Origin of the sequence: Pseudomonas sp. VI4.1 (genome assembly GCF_002029345.1) — a bacterium.
Lineage (GTDB): Bacteria > Pseudomonadota > Gammaproteobacteria > Pseudomonadales > Pseudomonadaceae > Aquipseudomonas.
Window position 1 is genome coordinate 1 of the sequence record NZ_MULM01000080.1, and the last position, 19,413, is coordinate 19,413.

The following is a 19,413-nucleotide window of genomic DNA, read 5'->3' on the forward strand; positions in this document are numbered from 1 at the left end:
TGCCAGCGAAGACGGTATACAGCCAATACATGTATCGACTGACACACCGCCTTCGCTGGCAAGCCAGCTCCTACAGGGGGCGTGCGGTGTGTCAGCTGATACACATGTTGACTGACACACCGCCTTCGCTGGCAAGCCAGCTCCTACATGGCATAACACTTGCTCTTGCCAAGCCTGCAACTGTGAAACCCCGATTAGTGACGGATTATTGGCATGGCGAATAGCGAAGACGCGGTTAAAGACCCCGCAACCAAACGCAAGATCAAGCTGATCATCGTGACAGTGGTTGCCCTGCTGCTGGCGATCGGCTTGTCCGTGGGGGCCACCTGGTACTTCATGCACAGCCCCCGGAGCACGCCGGTCGCCGCGCCGCAAACCGTGGACAGCGGCAAGCAGCCGGCGATTTTCGTGCCCCTGCTGCCGGCCTTCATTGCCAACTACAACCAGAACGGCCGTCAGCGCTACATGCAGGTGAGCATCACCATGCTCGGCCGCGACCAGGCCGATCTGGAAGCACTCAAGGCGCACATGCCGGTGATCCGCAATAACCTGGTCATGCTGTTCTCCGGGCAGGACTTCGCCACCCTGGCCTCGCCGGTCGGCCAGGAAATGTTGCGGCAGAAAGCCACGGCCAGCGTCCAGGAAGTGGCGCACAAAGAACTCGGCAAAGTGGTCATCGAACAATTGCTGTTCACTAATTTCGTACTGCAGTAGGAACACGACATGGCCGTGCAGGACCTGCTGTCCCAGGATGAGATCGACGCGCTGTTGCACGGTGTCGACGATGGCCTGGTACAGGCCGATATCGCTGCGAACCCGGCACCGTCAAAAGCTATGACCTGACCAGCCAGGATCGCATCGTCCGTGGACGCATGCCGACCCTGGAGATGATCAACGAACGCTTCGCCCGCTACACCCGCATCAGCATGTTCAACCTGCTGCGCCGCTCGGCGGATGTCGCCGTCGGTGGAGTGCAGGTGATGAAGTTCGGCGAATACGTGCACTCGCTGTACGTGCCGACCAGCCTCAACCTGGTCAAGATCAAACCGTTGCGCGGCACCGCGCTGTTCATCCTCGACGCCAAGCTGGTGTTCAAGCTGGTGGACAACTTCTTCGGCGGCGACGGCCGTCACGCCAAGATCGAAGGGCGAGAGTTCACCCCGACCGAACTGCGCGTGGTGCGCATGGTGCTCGAGCAGGCCTTCGTCGATTTGAAGGAAGCCTGGCAGGCGATCATGGAAGTCAACTTCGAGTACATCAACTCGGAAGTGAACCCGGCCATGGCCAACATCGTCGGCCCGAGCGAGGCCGTGGTGGTGTCGACCTTCCACATCGAACTCGATGGCGGCGGCGGCGACCTGCACGTGACCATGCCCTATTCGATGATCGAGCCGGTGCGCGAAATGCTCGATGCCGGCTTCCAGTCGGACCTCGACGATCAGGACGAGCGCTGGGTCAACGCCCTGCGCCAGGACGTGCTGGATGTCGACGTGCCGATCGGGGCCACGGTTGCCCGTCGCCAGTTGCGCCTGCGGGACATCCTGCACATGCAGCCGGGGGACATTATCCCGGTCGAGATGCCGGAAGAAATGATCATGCGCGCCAATGGCGTGCCTGCGTTCAAGGTCAAGATGGGCTCGCACAAAGGCAACCTCGCGTTGCAGGTGATCGAGCCGATCGAGCGCCGTTGACCGGCGCGCAGCACATTCGCTTTTAACTGACGGCATCCCGTTGAAAGGGGTGCACGCCGAGGACACATGATGGCTAACGATATGCATACCCAGGACGACCAGGCGCTGGCTGATGAATGGGCTGCGGCCCTCGAAGAAGCCGGTGACGGGCAGGACGACATCGACGCCTTGCTGGCCGCCGATGCGGTCAATTCGTCATCCAACCGCCTGCGGATGGAAGAGTTCGGCGGCGTGCCGAAAAACACCAATCCGGTCACCCTGGACGGGCCGAACCTGGACGTGATCCTCGATATCCCGGTGTCGATCTCCATGGAAGTCGGCAGCACCGATATCAGTATCCGCAACCTGCTGCAACTCAACCAGGGTTCGGTGATCGAGCTCGATCGCCTGGCCGGTGAGCCGCTGGACGTCCTGGTCAACGGCACGCTCATCGCCCATGGCGAAGTGGTGGTGGTCAACGAGAAGTTCGGCATCCGCCTGACCGACGTGATCAGCCCAAGCGAACGCATCAAGAAGCTGCGCTGAGTGAAAAAGCTTCTTGGGGTTCTTCTAGGGGCAGCGCTGGCCTTGCCGTTCAATGTGCTGGCGGCCGAGCCGGTGGCTGCTGCCACGACGGCGGCACCGGCGGTCAGCAGCGGCGTGGCCGGGCAATTGACCCAGCTGGTGTTCGGCCTGCTGCTGGTGCTGGGGTTGATTTTCTTCCTCGCCTGGCTGCTGCGCCGGGTGCAGCAGGCCGGGCCGGCCGGCAAGGGGCAGGTGATCGAGCTGATCGGTTCCCGCGCACTCGGCCCGCGGGACCGGCTAATGCTGGTGCAGGTCGGCAACGAGCAGATTCTGCTCGGCCTCAGCCCCGGCAGCATCACCGCCTTGCATGTGCTCAAGGAGCCGGTGCAGGTGCCGAGCACCGAGAAGACCACGCCCGAATTTGCCCTGCGCCTGATGGAGCTGATGGGCAAGGATCAGAAGGATAAGCAGTAATGGCTGCGTTACGTATCGTCTTGACGCTGGCCCTGATGCTGGCCGCGCCGCTGGCGTTCGCCGCCGACCCGTTGTCGATCTCGGCAATTACCCTGGGCACCAATGCCGAGGGTGCTCAGGAATACTCGGTCAGCCTGCAGATCCTGTTGATCATGACCGCGCTGAGTTTCATCCCGGCGTTCGTCATGCTGATGACCAGTTTCACCCGGATCATCATCGTCTTCTCGATCCTGCGCCAGGCCCTGGGCCTGCAGCAGACGCCGTCGAACCAGATCCTCACGGGCATGGCGCTGTTCCTGACCCTGTTCATCATGGCGCCGGTGTTCGACCGGGTGAATCAGGATGCCTTGCAACCCTACCTGGCGGAAAAACTCTCGGCCCAGGATGCCGTGGCCAAGGCCCAGGTGCCGATCAAGGACTTCATGCTGGCCCAGACCCGCAGCAGCGATCTGGAGCTGTTCATGCGCCTGTCCAAGCGCACCGACATCGCTTCGCCGGATCAGGCGCCGTTGACCATTCTGGTACCGGCCTTTGTCACCTCTGAGCTGAAAACCGCGTTCCAGATCGGCTTCATGATCTTCATTCCTTTCCTGATCATCGACCTGGTCGTGGCCAGTGTGTTGATGGCCATGGGCATGATGATGCTGTCGCCGCTGATCATTTCCCTGCCGTTCAAGATCATGCTGTTCGTGCTGGTGGATGGCTGGGCGTTGATCATCGGCACCTTGGCCAGCAGCTTCGGCGGTGTGTCGCCATGACCCCGGAAGTGGCGGTCGACATCTTCCGCGAAGCGCTGTGGCTGACCACGATGATGGTGGCCGTGCTGGTGATCCCGAGTCTGCTGGTGGGCCTGCTGGTGGCGATGTTCCAGGCCGCCACCCAGATCAACGAACAGACCCTGAGCTTTTTGCCGCGCCTGCTGGTGATGCTGGTGACGCTGATCGTCGCCGGCCCGTGGCTGGTGCAGACCTTCATGGAATACATCCTGCAGTTGTACGGCAGTATTCCCCAGGTCATCGGCTAGACCATGTCGCTGCTGCAGCTGACCGATACCCAGATCAGCACGTGGGTGGCGACGTTCATGTTGCCGCTGTTTCGCGTGGGGGCGCTGCTGATGGTGATGCCGATCGTGGGCACGACCCTGGTGCCCCTGCGCGTGCGCCTGTACTTCGCGCTGGCCATCACGGTGGTGATCGTCCCGGGCCTGCCGCCGATGCCGCCGGTCAATGCGCTGGACTTGAGCGGGCTGCTGCTGATTGCCGAGCAGATCCTGATCGGCGCGGTGCTGGGGTTCGCCTTGCAGCTGTTTTTCCAGGCCTTCGTCATTGCCGGGCAGATCGTTTCCATTCAGATGGGCATGGGCTTCGCCTCGATGGTCGACCCCACCAACGGCGTCTCGGTGGCGGTGATCGGGCAGTTCTTCACCATGCTGGTCACGCTGCTGTTCCTGTCCATGAACGGCCACCTGGTGGTGTTCGAAATCCTCACTGAAAGCTTCACCACCTTGCCGGTCGGCAGCGGGTTGGTGGTCAATCATTTCTGGGACCTGGCCGGCAAGCTCGGCTGGGTCCTGGGGGCGGCGCTGTTGCTGGTGCTGCCGGCGATCACCGCGTTGCTGGTGGTCAACATCGCGTTTGGCGTGATGACCCGGGCGGCGCCGCAGCTGAACATCTTCTCCATCGGTTTCCCGCTGACCCTGGTGCTCGGGCTGTTCATCGTCTGGGTCGGGCTGGCAGACATCATCAATCAGTATCAACCGCTGGCCTCCGAGGCCTTGCAGTGGTTACGCGAACTGGCACGGGCGCGCTGAGTCATGGCAGAGAGCGAAAGCGGTCAGGACAAAACAGAAGACCCCACGGAGAAAAAGAAAAAGGACGCCCGGGAGAAGGGCGAGATTGCCCGCTCCAAGGAACTCAACACCCTGGCGATCATGCTCGCCGGTGCCAGCGCACTGCTGATTTTCGGCGGTGCACTGGCCCAGGAACTGATGGAACTGATGCGCATGAACTTCACGCTGCCGCGGGAGGTGGTGCTGGACCAGGGCGCCATGGGCACCTACCTGCTGCACTCGGGGCTGATTGCCTTGCTGGCGATCCAGCCGGTAATGATCACCTTGTTGCTGGCGGCGGTGATCGGTCCGATTTCCCTGGGCGGCTGGTTGTTCTCCGCCGGCACCATGGCGCCCAAGTTCAGCCGGATGAACCCCGGCGCCGGCCTCAAGCGCATGTTCTCGGCCAAGGCCGTGGTGGAACTGCTCAAGGCCCTGGCCAAGTTTTTCATCATCCTGTTCGTGGCGCTGGCGGTGTTGTCCTCGGACATCGACGACCTGCTGCGCATCGCCCATGAACCGCTGGACATGGCGATCATCCATAGCCTGCAAGTGGTCGGCTGGAGCACGTTATGGATGGCCTGCGGCCTGATCATCATCGCCGCGGTGGACGTGCCGGTGCAGCTGTGGGAAACCGCCAAGAAACTGAAGATGACCAAGCAGGAAATTCGCGACGAGCACAAGGACCAGGAAGGGCGGCCGGAGGTCAAGCAACGGATTCGCCAGTTGCAGCGCGAAATGTCGCAGCGGCGGATGATGGCGGCAATCCCTGATGCCGATGTGGTCATCACCAACCCGACCCACTACGCCGTGGCGCTCAAATACGACCCGGACAAAGGCGGGGCGCCGACGCTGGTGGCCAAGGGCAGTGATTTCCTCGCGTTGAAGATGCGCGAGATTGCCGTGGCCAACGAGGTGATGCTGCTCGAATCCCCGGCGCTGGCGCGGTCGATCTACTACTCCACCGAGCTTGAGCAAGAGATCCCGGGCGGGCTGTATCTGGCCGTCGCGCAGGTATTGGCCTACGTCTACCAGATCCGCCAGCACCGCGCAGGCAAGGGCAAACGCCCGGATCCGCTCAAGGATGACCTGCCGATTCCGCCGGACCTGCGCCGCGATTCCTGACCAGCCCCAAACAGTCAGCCATACACAAAAACCTGTGGGAGCGGGCTTGCTCGCGAAAGCGGAGTGTCAGGCGCAATCAGTGCCGCCTGACGCTCCCTCTTCGCGAGCAAGCCCGCTCCCACAGGGATTGCGCTTTGACTCAAGCCCGCATCACTCTGTCTAACCCTGCGGATCGAGGTTATCCAGCGCGCGATTCACCGCCAATTCGCCGAGCATGATCATCTGCGAAATGGCCAGCATCGTATGGCGCTGAGAACCTTTCAGCCCTGCAGCAAAGTCATCCGCCACGACCCTGGCCGACGCCAGCGACTCGCAGGCATGGGCCAACAGGCTTTCGGTGTCGATGCCGGGCGCAATCACAAACATCGTGCTGGGCTTGCGCTCCGTGGCGTTTATGCGGGCGGATAGATTGATGTACTCATCGAGGGCGCGGTCGGCGGCTTCGTGGAGTTTTTGCGAGTCGATCGAGGTGTCTGGGGAAACGGCATCGGTTTGCGGCGGGTTGGGCGTTACTTTGAACATGGATGGAACTCCAAATCAGAAAAGAGGAGCCATCACCCTCGCTACCAAACGAAGTGGTGGTGGCCATACGCGGGTTGGTAGACCGGTGACTTGGAAAACCGGCGCGCCCGAAAGCGCCCTGCGCATGGCCACCATAAAGACAAAACCGCAAGGCCTGCTTCAGGTGTGCTACGCAAGAAGTCTACCGGGCTACCAAACCCGATCGCTGTTTTTTCAGCGACCGTGAAACGATAGAGCCCGGCCCTCAGGCGCACAAGCCGGCGGATTCTGATGCAGTCGTAGGCTGCGGCGCAAGAATGTGTAGGCTCTGTAAGTGTCTGGAGATGTCGTTTAAACACGGATGTTTAAGATCAAAAGATCGCAGCCTTCAGCCGCTCAGATTTTGTATTTGCCGGGAGATGGGTGGCAGCAGTGCCGGCCTCATCGCGGGCAAGCCCGGCTCCCACAGGATCGGGGATTAACGCAAAGTCACCGGTCGACACAGAACCTTGTGGGAGCGGGCTTGCCCGCGAAGAGGTCGGCCCTGACACTAAAAAATCCCGATCAAACCCCTCTGTTTCAACCCTCCGCAAAAGTTGGAAGGTTTCTTGCAGTACCCCCTCTACGCCTGCACCTGGCGTCAAAAGTTTGCTTCAAAGGCACGGGGAAAAACCGGTGGATCGCTCTCAGTTACTCAACACTGCTCGCACGAACGTTGCCGACCTGAGTCGGGGCAATCTGGGCGTGCCGTTGTTGTTGCTGGTCATGCTGGCGATGATGATGTTGCCGATGCCGCCGTTCCTGCTGGACGTGTTTTTCACGTTCAACATCGCCTTGTCCATCGTCGTCCTGCTGGTCTGCGTCTACGCCTTGCGCCCGCTGGATTTCGCGGTGTTCCCGACCATCCTGCTGGTGGCGACGCTGCTGCGGCTGGCGTTGAACGTGGCCTCGACGCGGGTGGTGATGCTCCACGGCCAGGACGGCCACGCCGCCGCCGGCAAGGTGATCCAGGCCTTCGGCGAGGTGGTGATCGGCGGTAACTACGTGGTCGGTATCGTGGTCTTCGCGATCTTGATGATCATCAACTTCGTCGTGGTGACCAAGGGTGCCGGGCGGATTTCCGAGGTGAGCGCGCGTTTCACCCTCGATGCCATGCCCGGTAAGCAGATGGCGATCGACGCCGACTTGAACGCCGGTTTGATCGACCAGAACCAGGCCAAGGCCCGACGTTCCGAAGTGGCCCAGGAAGCCGAGTTCTACGGTTCCATGGACGGTGCCAGCAAGTTCGTGCGCGGTGACGCCATCGCCGGCCTGTTGATCCTGTTCATCAACCTGATCGGCGGCATGGCGGTCGGGATCTTCCAGCACGGCATGACCTTCGGCGACGCCGGCAAGGTCTACGCGTTGTTGACCATCGGTGACGGTTTGGTGGCGCAATTGCCATCACTGTTGTTATCGACAGCTGCCGCGATCATGGTGACCCGTGCGTCCGGTTCCGAAGACATGGGCAAGCAGATCAATCGCCAGATGTTCGCCTCGCCGAAAGCCTTGGCGGTCGCGGCCGGTCTGATGGCGGTGATGGGCCTGGTGCCGGGCATGCCGCACTTCTCCTTTCTCAGCATGGCGGCCCTGGCCGGCGGCGGCGCGTACCTGTTCTGGAAGAAGCAGAACACGGTCAAGGTGCAGGCCCTGCAAGAGGTGCAGCGTCAGCAGGAGCTGCTGCCATCGCCGGCCCGCGCCCAGGAAACCAAGGAGCTGGGCTGGGACGACGTCACCCCGATCGACATGATCGGCCTGGAAGTCGGCTACCGCCTGATTCCGCTGGTGGATCGCAACCAGGGTGGGCAGTTGCTGGCGCGAATCAAGGGCGTGCGCAAGAAGCTGTCCCAGGACCTCGGCTTCCTCATGCCGACGGTGCATATCCGTGACAACCTCGACCTGGCGCCGAGCGCCTATCGCCTGACCCTGATGGGGGTGATCCTGGCCGAAGCGGAGATTTACCCGGATCGGGAGCTGGCGATCAACCCGGGGCAGGTCTACGGTACGTTGAACGGCATAAACGCCAAAGATCCGGCTTTTGGCCTGGAAGCGGTCTGGATCGAAGTCAGCCAGCGTGCCCAGGCGCAATCCCTCGGTTACACCGTGGTCGACGCCAGTACCGTGGTGGCAACCCACTTGAACCAGATTCTGTACAAGCACTCCAGTGAGCTGATCGGCCACGAAGAAGTGCAACAACTCATGCAATTGCTGGCAAAAAGCTCGCCAAAACTGGCCGAAGAGCTGGTGCCGGGCGTGGTTTCGCTGTCGCAGTTGCTCAAGGTGTTGCAGGCATTGCTGGCCGAACAGGTGCCGGTGCGGGACATTCGCAGCATTGCCGAGGCCATCGCGAACAACGCGGCCAAGAGTCAAGATACCGCCGCGCTGGTGGCTGCCGTGCGGGTTGGCGTGTCCCGCGCAATCGTCCAAAGCATTGTAGGCACTGACTCCGAGCTGCCAGTGATCACGCTGGAGCCAAGGTTGGAACAGATATTGCTCAATAGTCTGCAGAAGGCGGGACAAGGCTCGGAAGAGGGTGTTCTGCTGGAACCAAGCATGGCTGAAAAGCTGCAGCGTTCGTTGATCGAAGCGGCGCAGCGCCAGGAAATGCAAGGTCAACCGGTGATTCTGCTGGTAGCCGGCCCGGTTCGCGCGATGCTCTCGCGATTTGGCCGACTCGCCGTCCCGGGTTTGCATGTGTTGGCGTATCAGGAAATCCCTGACAACAAGCAAGTGACCATCGTTGCGACAGTAGGGCCCAACGGCTGAGGTAAGGGTTCATGCAAGTTAAGCGTTTTTTCGCCGCCGATATGCGTCAGGCCATGAAGCTGGTTCGTGATGAACTGGGCGCTGACGCCGCCATCATCGGCAACCGCCGGATCGCCGGTGGTGTCGAGCTGACGGCTGCCCTGGATTACAAGCTGTCGGCGCTGGCGCCGCGCGTGCCGAACATGGAGCTCGAAGACGAGCTGCGCAAGACCCAGTCGCGGATCGTCACCGCCCAGGCCGAACTGAGCCTGCGCAGCGAAGGCGAGAGCGACAAGGGCACCAATCGCCAGTTGTTCGCCGGCCTGCCATTGACTGCCGCCGAGCCACTGGTCGAACCGACTTTCGCCGAGCCTGCGCGCCCTGAACCCGCGCCTGCCGCGCCTGCATCCGGGGGCGTCGACCCACGTGCGTTCGACTCGATGCGTTTCGAGCTCAACAGCCTGCGCGAACTGATGGAAGTGCAACTCGGCTCCCTGGCCTGGAACCAGCTGCAAGGCAGCCGTCCGGCCCAGGCCAGCCTCTGGCGGCGCATGCAGCGCATCGGTCTGTCCGGCCCGTTGTCCCGGGATCTGCTGGACATGATTCCCGACATCGAAGAGCCCCGTCAGGCCTGGCGCATGTTGCTGGCGCACCTGGCGCGGATGATCAACATACCGGAGATCGAACCCTTGGAAGAGGGCGGTGTGATTGCCATGGTCGGCCCTGCGGGCATGGGCAAGACCACCACCCTGGCCAAACTCGCGGCCCGTTACGTGCTCAAGTACGGCGCGCAGCATATCGCGCTGGTGAGCATGGACAGCTACCGGATCGGTGCCCAGGAACAGCTCAAGACCCTCGGCCGCATCCTCAATGTGCCGGTGACGCACGTCGACCCGGGGCAATCGTTGGTGCAGGCGCTCGATCCCTTGCTGCGCAAGCGTGTGGTGCTGATCGATACCGCCGGCCTGCAGGCCAGCGACCCGGCATTGCGCATGCAGCTCGAAAGCCTGGCCGTGCGCGGCATCAAGTCAAAAAATTATCTGGTCCTGGCCACCACCAGCCAGAAACAGGTGCTGACGGCCGCTTATCACAGTTACAAGCGCTGCGGGCTCGCCGGCTGCATCCTGACTAAACTGGATGAAACGGCCAGCCTGGGCGAGGTGTTGAGCCTGGCCATCAGCCATGATTTGCCGGTGGCTTACCTGACCGATGGCCCGCGGATTCCCGATGATTTGCATCTGCCGCGGCGTCATCAGTTGGTCAGCCGCGCAGTAAGCGTGCAAATGCAGGAAGAACCTAGCGAGGAAGCCATGGCTGATATGTTCGCTGATATTTATCACAGCCCGACCAAGCGGGTCGGCTGAGGTATTAATGAATAGTTTTTGTACCTACATCGATGGTCTGCCATGCATTGTTCCGTTGGTGAACGCGCAGCCAGTAATGTGGCCTCCGTCTATGCAAGACAAGGTAAAGAAATAACATGGGCAGCATGCATCCCGTACAGGTGATCGCGGTGACCGGCGGCAAAGGTGGCGTCGGGAAAACTAACGTGTCAGTGAACTTGTCCCTGGCTCTAGCGGAGCTCGGCCGGCGAGTCATGCTGCTGGACGCCGATCTGGGGCTGGCGAACGTCGACGTCCTGCTGGGACTGACACCGAAACGGACCCTGGCCGACGTGATCGAAGGCCGCTGCGAGCTGCGCGACGTTCTGTTGCAAGGCCCCGGCGGCATTCGTATCGTCCCGGCCGCGTCCGGCACGCAGAGCATGGTGCATCTGAGCCCGGCGCAACATGCCGGCCTGATCCAGGCCTTCAGCGATATCGGCGATAACCTCGACGTCTTGGTGATCGACACCGCGGCGGGCATTGGCGAGTCGGTCGTCAGTTTCGTGCGCGCCGCCCAGGAAGTGTTGCTGGTGGTCTGCGACGAACCGACCTCGATCACCGACGCCTACGCCCTGATCAAGCTGCTCAACCGCGATTACGGGATGAACCGCTTCCGCGTCCTGGCCAACATGGCCCAGAGCCCGCAGGAAGGTCGCAACCTGTTCGCCAAGCTGACCAAGGTCACGGATCGCTTCCTCGACGTCGCCTTGCAATACGTCGGCGCCGTGCCGTACGACGAAAGCGTGCGCAAGGCCGTGCAGAAGCAGCGCGCCGTCTATGAAGCCTTCCCGCGATCCAAGTGCTCCCTGGCCTTCAAGGCCATTGCACAGAAGGTCGATACCTGGCCGTTGCCGGCCAACCCCCGCGGGCACCTGGAGTTTTTCGTCGAACGCCTGGTGCAACAAACCGCAGGACCGGTGCTATGACAGCCAGTGGCTACAACTTTTACAAGCAGTCGGCGCGTGACGTGCAGTACGAGCTGATCGAGCGTTACGCGCCACTGGTCAAACGCATTGCTTACCACTTGCTGGCGCGTCTGCCGGCCAGTGTCCAGGTCGAAGACCTGATCCAGGCCGGGATGATCGGCCTGCTGGAAGTGTCGACCAAATATGACGCCAGCAAAGGCGCCAGCTTCGAGACGTACGCGGGCATCCGAATCCGCGGCGCGATGCTCGATGAGGTGCGCAAGGGGGACTGGGCGCCCCGTTCGGTCCACCGCAATACCCGCATGGTCAGCGACGCGATTCGCTCGATTGAAGCTAAAACCGGTCGCGACGCTAAAGATCACGAAGTTGCGGCCGAACTCCAATTGAGTCTCGACGATTATTACGGGATTTTGAACGACACCCTGGGCAGCCGGTTATTCAGTTTCGACGATCTGTTGCAGGACGGCGAACACGAAGGGCTGCACGAGGACGGCGCGAGTGCACATCCGGAGCCGTCGCGCGATCTGGAAGATGAACGCTTCCAGGCGGCGCTGGCGGACGCGATTGCCAATTTGCCTGAGCGTGAGCGACTGGTGTTGGCGCTGTACTACGACGAAGAGCTCAATCTCAAGGAAATCGGCGAGGTCCTGGGGGTCAGCGAATCCCGGGTCAGCCAGTTACACAGCCAGTGCGCGGCCCGTTTGCGGGCGCGTTTGGGGGAGTGGCGAGCGCGCTGAAGGCAGTGTTGGGGACACTGCGAACGTGGCTGGTGCGGTGTTCAACTGCGCCGGTCGCGATCTGTTGTGTTCCAGACAGTCATCGAGTGCATCGCCGGATTGATTGAAATGGCGCGTCCAGGTGCTGGGCGCGTTTAAGACTGCTTGGAGGTCGAATTGGACAAGAACATGAAAATCCTCATCGTTGATGACTTCTCAACGATGCGGCGGATCATTAAAAACCTGTTGCGTGACCTTGGGTTCACCAACACGGTCGAGGCGGATGATGGCACCACGGCCATTCCGATGCTCAACAGCGGCAGCATCGACTTTCTGGTCACCGACTGGAACATGCCTGGCATGACCGGCATCGATCTGCTGCGCCACGTGCGTGCCGATGAAAAGCTCAAGCACCTGCCGGTGCTGATGGTGACCGCTGAAGCCAAGCGCGAGCAGATCATCGAAGCGGCCCAGGCCGGTGTCAACGGCTATGTGGTCAAACCCTTCACGGCCCAGGCGTTGAAAGAAAAAATCGAGAAGATTTTCGAACGCATTGGTTGAGCAACGGCGCCACGGGGGAGCTATGGAGCAAAAAGAATCTTCACAGGGCGATTTCGAATCGACCCTGAAAAAACACGCGGTCGAACTGGTCGCAAGCCTTGAAAAAGGCAAGTTCGGCGACGCGGTGCAACTGATCCATGAGCTCAACCAGACCCGTGACCGCGGCCTGTATCAGGAGGTGGGCAAGCTCACCCGCGAGTTGCATAACGCGATCGTCAATTTCCAGATTGACCCGCACATGCCGCAAGCCGAGGAAGTGTCCCAGATCACGGACGCCACCGAGCGCCTGGGCTATGTGGTCAGGCTGACCGAGGCCGCGGCCAACCGCACCATGGACCTGGTAGAGAACGCCACGCCGCTGGTCAACAGCCTGAGCCAGGAAGCCCAGGCGCTGAGCACGGACTGGGGACGGTTCATGCGTCGTGAAGTCGGGGCTGAAGAGTTCCGCGAACTGGCCCGGCGGGTCGACGGTTTCCTGACACGCAGCAGTGCCGACAACCGCATTGTGTCGAGCAACCTCAACGATATCCTGCTCGCCCAGGATTATCAGGACCTCACCGGTCAAGTGATCAAGCGTGTGACTCAATTGGTCACCGAAGTTGAAAGCAATCTGCTCAAACTCGTGCTGATGGCCAGCCAGGTGGACCGCTTTGCGGGCATCGAACATGACCGTGAAGCGATGCGGGCAGAAAAAGATCCGCAAAAACAGCTCTCTCAGGGTGAAGGTCCGCAGATTCATGCCGATAAAAGAGAAGACGTCATGTCCGGTCAGGACGATGTGGACGATTTGCTTTCCAGCCTTGGATTTTAAGACCTGTTAGGAGCACCCCATTAATGAGCTTCGGCGCCGATGAAGAGATCCTTCAGGATTTCCTGGTTGAAGCCGGCGAGATTCTAGAGCTGCTGTCCGAACAACTGGTCGAGCTTGAAAGCCGACCGGATGATGCGGACTTGCTCAATGCAATTTTTCGCGGTTTTCACACTGTAAAAGGAGGCGCCGGCTTCCTCCAGCTCCACGAGCTGGTGGAGTGCTGTCACATCGCCGAGAACGTGTTCGACATCCTGCGCAAGGGTGAGCGTCGCGTCGACTCGGAATTGATGGACGTGGTTCTTGAAGCCCTGGACGCGGTGAACGGCATGTTCACCGAGGTCCGCGAACGCAGCCCGGTCACGGCCGCCACGCCTGAGTTGCTGGCGGCCCTGGCGCGTCTGGCCGAGCCGCAATCGGCTGACGCAGCGGCACCGGTTGCCGCCGTGGCGCCTGTGGCTGACAGCGTGCCGGATGACATCACCGACAATGAATTCGAACAACTGCTGGACTCGCTGAACGCGATCAAGGCGCGGGCCGAGGCGGCGCCTTCCGTTCCGGCACCGGTCAGCAACACTGCGCCGGTCAGCGACGAAATCACCGATGCCGAGTTCGAGTCATTGCTCGATCAATTGCACGGTAAAGGCCGGTTCGCCGTCGACGCCGTGGTTGCGCCCACAGCGCCAGCAGTGCCCGCCGCAGCGGCCGCGCCGAAAGCGGCAGGCGACAGCTCCGACATCACCGACGAAGAGTTCGAAGCACTGCTCGATCAACTGCACGGCAAGGGCAACTTCGCGGTCGAGGCGCTGGAATCGGCGATCGCTGCGGCTCCAGTCCCGGCGGCGCCAATGGCCGCAGCGGTGGGCAGCGAACTGATCTCCGATCACGAGTTCGAAGCGCTGCTCGACGAGCTGCACGGCAAAGGCAAGTTTTCTGAAATCGGCACCGCTGCCGGTGCAGTGCATCGGTGGCCACACCGGTCGCCAAGGCTGCAGTGCCCAAACCGGTCGCCAAAGCCGTCGAGCCACAAGCTCCCGGGCCACAAGCCGAAGCCGTGAAGGCCGCCCCGGCGCCTGCGCGTGCCCCGGTGGCGCCGCCGGCCGAGAAACACGCCAGCGAAGCCGAGACGACCGTGCGGGTCGACACCGCGCGGCTCGATGAAATCATGAACATGGTCGGCGAGTTGGTGCTGGTACGAAACCGCCTGGTTCGCCTGGGCGCCAACAGCGCCGATGAGGCCATGTCCAAGGCCGTGTCCAACCTCGATGTGGTCACGGCCGACCTGCAAACCGCGGTCATGAAGACCCGGATGCAACCGATCAAGAAGGTCTTCGGACGCTTCCCGCGCCTGGTTCGCGACCTGGCGCGCCAGCTCAAGAAAGAGATCAACCTGGAGCTGGTCGGCGAAGAAACCGACCTCGACAAGAACCTCGTCGAGGCCCTGGCCGATCCGCTGGTGCACTTGGTGCGCAACGCCGTCGACCACGGCATCGAATCGCCGGAAGAACGCGAAGCCGCGGGCAAGTCCCGTGGCGGCAGGGTGATTCTGGCGGCCGAGCAGGAAGGCGACCACATCCTGCTGTCGATCTCCGATGACGGCAAAGGCATGGACCCGCACGTCCTGCGTGCCATCGCGGTAAAACGCGGGGTGATGGACAAGGACGCGGCCGAGCGCCTGAGCGACACCGAGTGCTACAACCTGATCTTCGCCCCGGGGTTCTCGACCAAGACCGAGATCTCCGACGTGTCGGGTCGTGGCGTGGGCATGGACGTGGTGAAAACCAAGATCTCCCAGCTCAACGGTTCGATCAACATCTACTCGGCCAAGGGCCAGGGCTCGAAGATCGTCATCAAGGTGCCGCTGACCCTGGCGATCATGCCGACGCTGATGGTCATGCTCGCCAACCAGGCGTTCGCCTTCCCGCTGGTCAACGTCAACGAGATCTTCCACCTCGACCTGTCGCGCACCAACGTGGTGGACGGCCAGGAAGTGGTGATCGTGCGCGACAAGGCGCTGCCACTGTTCTACCTCAAGCGCTGGCTGGTCCGCTCCGCCGCTTACGAAGAGCAGCGCGAAGGCCATGTGGTGATCGTTTCGGTGGGCACCCAGCGGATCGGCTTCGTCGTCGATCAACTGGTGGGCCAGGAAGAAGTGGTGATCAAGCCATTGGGCAAAATGCTCCAGGGAACCCCGGGCATGTCGGGCGCCACCATCACCGGTGACGGCCGCATCGCGCTGATTCTCGATGTTCCGAGCATGCTCAAGCGTTACGCCACGCGGCGTATTTGATTCTGGCGGGGCGGGGCGACTGAGCCTTGCTCCGTCCATATGGAGTGTTTATGGCAGTCAAAGTCCTGGTGGTGGACGATTCGGGGTTTTTCCGCCGCCGCGTCTCGGAAATTCTTGCAGCCGATCCGAATATCCAGGTGGTCGGCACGGCGACCAACGGCAAAGAGGCGATCGATCAGGCACTGGCCCTCAAGCCGGACGTGATCACCATGGACTACGAGATGCCGATGATGGATGGCATCACTGCCGTGCGGCACATCATGCAGCGCTGCCCGACCCCGGTGTTGATGTTTTCCTCGCTGACCCATGAAGGCGCCCGGGTCACCCTGGATGCGCTGGACGCCGGCGCGGTGGATTTCCTGCCGAAGAATTTCGAAGACATCTCGCGCAACCCGGAGAAGGTCAAGCAGCTGCTGTGCGAGAAGATCCTGAGCATCTCGCGCAGTAACCGGCGTGTCGGCGCCTATAGCGCTCCGGCTCCGGTCGCAGCGCCGACGCCTGCGCCTTCCAGCGTCAGCAGTTATAGCAGCAGCGCGCCTGCGCGTCCGGCACCGGCACCGGCACCGGCTCCAGCTCCGGTTCCGGCACGTGCGTACGCCCCGGCATCGTCGTCGCCGCGCCCAAGCGTAAAGCCTACAAACTGGTCGCGATCGGCACGTCCACCGGCGGCCCGGTGGCCCTGCAGCGGGTGCTGACCCAGTTGCCGGCCAACTTCCCGGCACCGATCGTGTTGATCCAGCACATGCCGGCGGCCTTCACCAAGGCGTTCTGCCGAGCGTCTGGACAAGCTCTGCCGCATCCGCGTCAAGGAAGCCGAGGATGGCGACCTGCCGCGTCCGGGGCTCGCGCTGCTGGCCCCGGGTGGCAAGCAGATGATGATCGACGGGCGTGGCGCGGTGAAAATCCTCCCGGGTGACGAACGCCTGAACTACCGGCCGTGCGTGGACATCACCTTCGGTTCGGCGGCCAAGTCCTACGGCGACAAAGTTCTGGCGGTGGTGTTGACCGGCATGGGCGCCGACGGTCGCGAAGGGGCGCGCCTGCTCAAGCAGAGCGGCAGCTCGATCTGGGCTCAGGATGAAGCCAGCTGCGTGATCTACGGCATGCCGATGGCCATCGTCAAAGCCGAACTGGCCGACGCGGTGTATGGCCTGGACGAGATTGGCAGGCACCTGGTCGAGGCGTGTGTCTGATGGATGTTCTGAGCCTGATCGGGATCATCCTGGCGTTCGTCGCGATCATCGGCGGCAACTACCTTGAGGGCGGTCACCTCGGCGCATTGGCCAACGGCCCGGCGGCATTGATTGTCATCGGCGGGACCGTCGGTGCGGCGTTGCTGCAGTCGCCGATGAGCGCCTTCAAGCGCGCCCTGCAGATTCTGGTCTGGATCCTGTTCCCGCCGCGGCTGGACCTGGCCGGCGGTATCGATCGCGTGGTGGGCTGGAGCCTGACCGCACGCAAGGAAGGTCTGCTCGGCCTGGAAGGGGTGGCCGACGCCGAACCCGACACCTACTCGCGCAAAGGCCTGCAACTGCTGGTGGACGGCATCGAGCCGGAATCGATCCGCAGCATTCTGGAAGTGGATTTCTACACCCAGGAAAACCGCGACATCGAGGCCGCCAAAGTCTTCGAAAGCATGGGCGGCTACGCGCCGACCATCGGCATCATCGGTGCGGTGATGGGCCTGATCCACGTCATGGGCAACCTGGCCGATCCGTCACAATTGGGCAGCGGCATTGCCGTGGCCTTCGTCGCCACCATCTATGGCGTGGCCAGTGCCAACCTGGTCCTGCTGCCGATTGCCGCCAAGCTCAAGTCCGTCGCCCTGCGCCAGTCGCGATACCGCGAAATGCTGCTGGAAGGCATCCTGTCGATCGCCGAAGGTGAAAACCCTCGCTCGATCGAGTTGAAGCTTCACGGCTTCATGGATTGAGGGAGGTCATGGACAATGGCGCGTCGCCGGCGACCTGAAGAACCCGTTAATCGCGAACGCTGGCTGGTGTCCTATGCGGACTTCATCACCTTGCTGTTCGCCTTTTTCGTGGTGATGTACTCGATCTCTTCGATCAACGAAGGCAAGTACAAGGTTATTTCCGAAGCGTTGATCGGCGTCTTCACCGACGCCGATCGCGCGCTCACGCCGATCCCCATCGGCGACGAACGACCGAGGACCATGAACCCGGCCAAGCCGCTGGTCAAGGACAGCGAGCAGATCGACGCGGGCATCGCCCCGGCCGCCAACGATCCGCTGAAAAGCATCGGCGCTGACATCAGCGCGGCGTTCGGCGACCTGATCAGCGCCAACCAGATGACCGTGCGCGGCAATGAGCTGTGGGTGGAGATCGAGCTCAATTCCAGCCTGTTGTTCGGCAGCGGCGACGCCATGCCCAGCGATATCGCGTTCAGCATCATCGACAAGGTCGCGGCGATCCTGAAGCCGTTCGACAACCCGATCCATGTCGAAGGTTTCACCGACGATCGACCGATCCGCACCGCGCAATACCCGACCAACTGGGAGCTGTCCTCGGCCCGGTCGGCGAGCATCGTGCGCATGCTGGCGATGCAGGGGGTGAACCCCGGTCGTCTGGCGTCGGTGGGTTACGGTGAGTTCCAGCCGGTGGCCAATAACGCGACCGCCGAGGGGCGGGCGCGCAACCGTCGCGTGGTGTTGGTGGTGTCGCGAAATCTCGATATACGTCGCAGCCTGACCGGCACCGGAACCGCCCATGCCAAACCGGATGCCGCATTGAGGCGTGCTGGCACACAAACTGCACCGACCCCGATCAAGTCGCCGGGACGAGAGAGTGCCGTCAATTCTCCGTCACCCGCATTAATACCCTGAGCTATTTCTCGGTCGAGCCGCTCGGCCGGGAGGAACAATCCAATGAGAGTCTGGGCAGTCGCCAATCAAAAGGGTGGTGTCGGTAAAACCACTTCCTCCATCGCTTTAGCCGGGTTACTGGCCGAGGCGGGCAAGCGCGTGGTCGTGGTCGATCTCGACCCCCACGGCTCCATGACCAGTTACTTCGGTTATGACCCCGATAAGCTGGAACACAGCGTCTACGACCTGTTCCTGCACAAGGGCAGCGTGCCCGCGGGGTTGCCCGGTCAGCTGTTGTTGTCCACCAGCCATGAACACATTTCGCTGCTGCCCTCGAGCACCGCCCTGGCGACCCTCGAGCGCCAGTCGCCGGGCCAGAGCGGCCTGGGCCTGGTGATTGCCAAGAGCCTGGCGCAGTTGTGGCAGGACTACGATTACGCCGTGATCGACAGCCCGCCGTTGCTCGGTGTGCTGATGGTCAATGCCTTGGCGGCGAGCCAGCAGCTGGTGATCCCGGTGCAGACCGAGCACCTGGCGGTCAAAGGCCTGGAGCGCATGGTCAGCACCCTGACGATGATCAACCGCTCACGCAACCAGGCGCTGCCGTACAGCATCGTGCCGACCTTGTTCGATCGTCGCACCCAGGCATCCCTCGGGACGCTGCGGCTGTTGCGCGACAGGTACCCCGAGGAAATCTGGCAGGGCCACATCCCGGTCGACACCCGCTTGCGCGATGCCAGCCTTGCCGGCATGACGCCTTCGCAATTCGACGGCAAGAGCCGCGGCGTCCTCGCTTATCGCGCCTTGCTCAAGCACCTGTTGGCGGCACAACTCGTCCCGCAGGTTGCCTGAGATGAGCCCGAGCCCTGTAGGAGCAAGCTTGCTCGCGATGGTCGTCAACGATAACGCTGGAAACCTGACACCGCGCGGCGCGCTCAGGTTCCTTCGCTGTAGGAGCAAGCTTGCTCGCGATGGTCGTCAACGATAACGCTGGAAACC

The 19,413-nt window shown here is 62.0% G+C and carries 17 protein-coding genes and 4 pseudogenes; 20 read left to right on the top strand and 1 reads right to left on the bottom strand.

What is annotated here, in order from left to right; genetic code table 11:
• Positions 1-213: 213 nt before the first annotated feature.
• The 8 genes and pseudogenes from fliL to flhB all read left to right on the top strand — a co-directional run bounded on the left by fliL (position 214) and on the right by flhB (position 5,622).
• Complete coding sequence (fliL, locus tag BZ163_RS02970; RefSeq protein ID WP_128869727.1) at positions 214-714, top strand: flagellar basal body-associated protein FliL; 501 nt, start codon at positions 214-216, stop codon at positions 712-714.
• Between the two features lie 9 nt (positions 715-723).
• Positions 724-1,691, top strand: a pseudogene (fliM, locus tag BZ163_RS02975) (flagellar motor switch protein FliM).
• 69 nt (positions 1,692-1,760) lie between these two features.
• A complete protein-coding gene (gene fliN / locus BZ163_RS02980; RefSeq protein WP_128869728.1) occupies positions 1,761-2,216 on the top strand; it encodes a flagellar motor switch protein FliN in 456 nt (151 codons plus the stop codon).
• Positions 2,217-2,669 (top strand): flagellar biosynthetic protein FliO, encoded by a 453-nt coding sequence (gene fliO / locus BZ163_RS02985; RefSeq protein ID WP_128869729.1) that lies wholly within the window; start codon positions 2,217-2,219, stop codon positions 2,667-2,669.
• Positions 2,669-3,427, top strand: coding sequence for a flagellar type III secretion system pore protein FliP (fliP, locus tag BZ163_RS02990; RefSeq protein WP_128869730.1), 759 nt, complete (start codon positions 2,669-2,671; stop codon positions 3,425-3,427). The genes fliO and fliP overlap by 1 nt, the downstream gene beginning before the upstream one ends.
• Positions 3,424-3,693: a flagellar biosynthesis protein FliQ gene (gene fliQ / locus BZ163_RS02995; protein WP_007948918.1), complete on the top strand. Its 270-nt coding sequence runs from the start codon at positions 3,424-3,426 to the stop codon at positions 3,691-3,693. The genes fliP and fliQ overlap by 4 nt, the downstream gene beginning before the upstream one ends.
• Before the next feature lie 3 nt (positions 3,694-3,696).
• Positions 3,697-4,479, top strand: coding sequence for a flagellar biosynthetic protein FliR (gene fliR / locus BZ163_RS03000; RefSeq protein ID WP_128869731.1), 783 nt, complete (start codon positions 3,697-3,699; stop codon positions 4,477-4,479).
• Positions 4,480-4,482: 3 nt separating this feature from the next.
• On the top strand, positions 4,483-5,622 hold the full coding sequence (flhB, locus tag BZ163_RS03005; protein WP_128869732.1) for a flagellar biosynthesis protein FlhB: 1,140 nt from the start codon (positions 4,483-4,485) through the stop codon (positions 5,620-5,622).
• 159 nt (positions 5,623-5,781) lie between these two features.
• Here the strand turns inward: flhB and BZ163_RS03015 are convergent, their stop codons facing one another.
• Entirely contained in the window at positions 5,782-6,144 is a 363-nt protein-coding gene (locus BZ163_RS03015) for a DUF6124 family protein (protein WP_128869734.1), read from the bottom strand.
• A gap of 654 nt (positions 6,145-6,798) precedes the next feature.
• Between BZ163_RS03015 and flhA the strand changes: the two genes are divergently transcribed.
• The 12 genes and pseudogenes from flhA to BZ163_RS35290 all read left to right on the top strand — a co-directional run.
• The gene (flhA, locus tag BZ163_RS03020; protein WP_128869735.1) at positions 6,799-8,928 is read left to right on the top strand and encodes a flagellar biosynthesis protein FlhA; all 2,130 of its coding nucleotides are present in this window, start codon (positions 6,799-6,801) and stop codon (positions 8,926-8,928) included.
• A gap of 11 nt (positions 8,929-8,939) precedes the next feature.
• Positions 8,940-10,271 carry a flagellar biosynthesis protein FlhF gene (gene flhF / locus BZ163_RS03025; RefSeq protein WP_128869736.1) on the top strand — a complete coding sequence of 444 codons (1,332 nt, stop codon included), beginning with the start codon at positions 8,940-8,942 and terminating at the stop codon, positions 10,269-10,271.
• A gap of 116 nt (positions 10,272-10,387) precedes the next feature.
• Entirely contained in the window at positions 10,388-11,218 is an 831-nt protein-coding gene (gene fleN, locus BZ163_RS03030) for a flagellar synthesis regulator FleN (RefSeq protein ID WP_007975361.1), read from the top strand.
• Positions 11,215-11,955, top strand: a complete 741-nt coding sequence (gene fliA / locus BZ163_RS03035) for an RNA polymerase sigma factor FliA (protein WP_128869737.1) — start codon at positions 11,215-11,217, stop codon at positions 11,953-11,955. Before fleN ends, fliA begins: the two co-directional genes overlap by 4 nt.
• 168 nt (positions 11,956-12,123) lie before the next feature.
• A complete protein-coding gene (locus BZ163_RS03040; protein ID WP_162493647.1) occupies positions 12,124-12,495 on the top strand; it encodes a chemotaxis response regulator CheY in 372 nt (123 codons plus the stop codon).
• 22 nt (positions 12,496-12,517) lie between these two features.
• On the top strand, positions 12,518-13,306 hold the full coding sequence (locus BZ163_RS03045; protein WP_128869738.1) for a protein phosphatase CheZ: 789 nt from the start codon (positions 12,518-12,520) through the stop codon (positions 13,304-13,306).
• A 23-nt stretch (positions 13,307-13,329) separates the two neighbouring features.
• A pseudogene (locus BZ163_RS03050) lies at positions 13,330-15,593 on the top strand (chemotaxis protein CheA).
• A 50-nt stretch (positions 15,594-15,643) separates the two neighbouring features.
• A pseudogene (locus BZ163_RS03055) lies at positions 15,644-16,786 on the top strand (chemotaxis response regulator protein-glutamate methylesterase).
• Positions 16,786-17,526: a flagellar motor protein gene (locus BZ163_RS03060; protein ID WP_128869739.1), complete on the top strand. Its 741-nt coding sequence runs from the start codon at positions 16,786-16,788 to the stop codon at positions 17,524-17,526. Before BZ163_RS03055 ends, BZ163_RS03060 begins: the two are co-directional and overlap by 1 nt.
• Before the next feature lie 15 nt (positions 17,527-17,541).
• Complete coding sequence (motD, locus tag BZ163_RS03065; RefSeq protein ID WP_128869740.1) at positions 17,542-18,435, top strand: flagellar motor protein MotD; 894 nt, start codon at positions 17,542-17,544, stop codon at positions 18,433-18,435.
• A gap of 42 nt (positions 18,436-18,477) precedes the next feature.
• Positions 18,478-19,266 (top strand): ParA family protein, encoded by a 789-nt coding sequence (locus tag BZ163_RS03070; RefSeq protein WP_128869741.1) that lies wholly within the window; start codon positions 18,478-18,480, stop codon positions 19,264-19,266.
• 1 nt (position 19,267) lies between these two features.
• Positions 19,268-19,381, top strand: a pseudogene (locus tag BZ163_RS35290) (outer membrane lipoprotein carrier protein LolA); the annotation flags it as partial.
• Positions 19,382-19,413 lie beyond the last annotated feature (32 nt).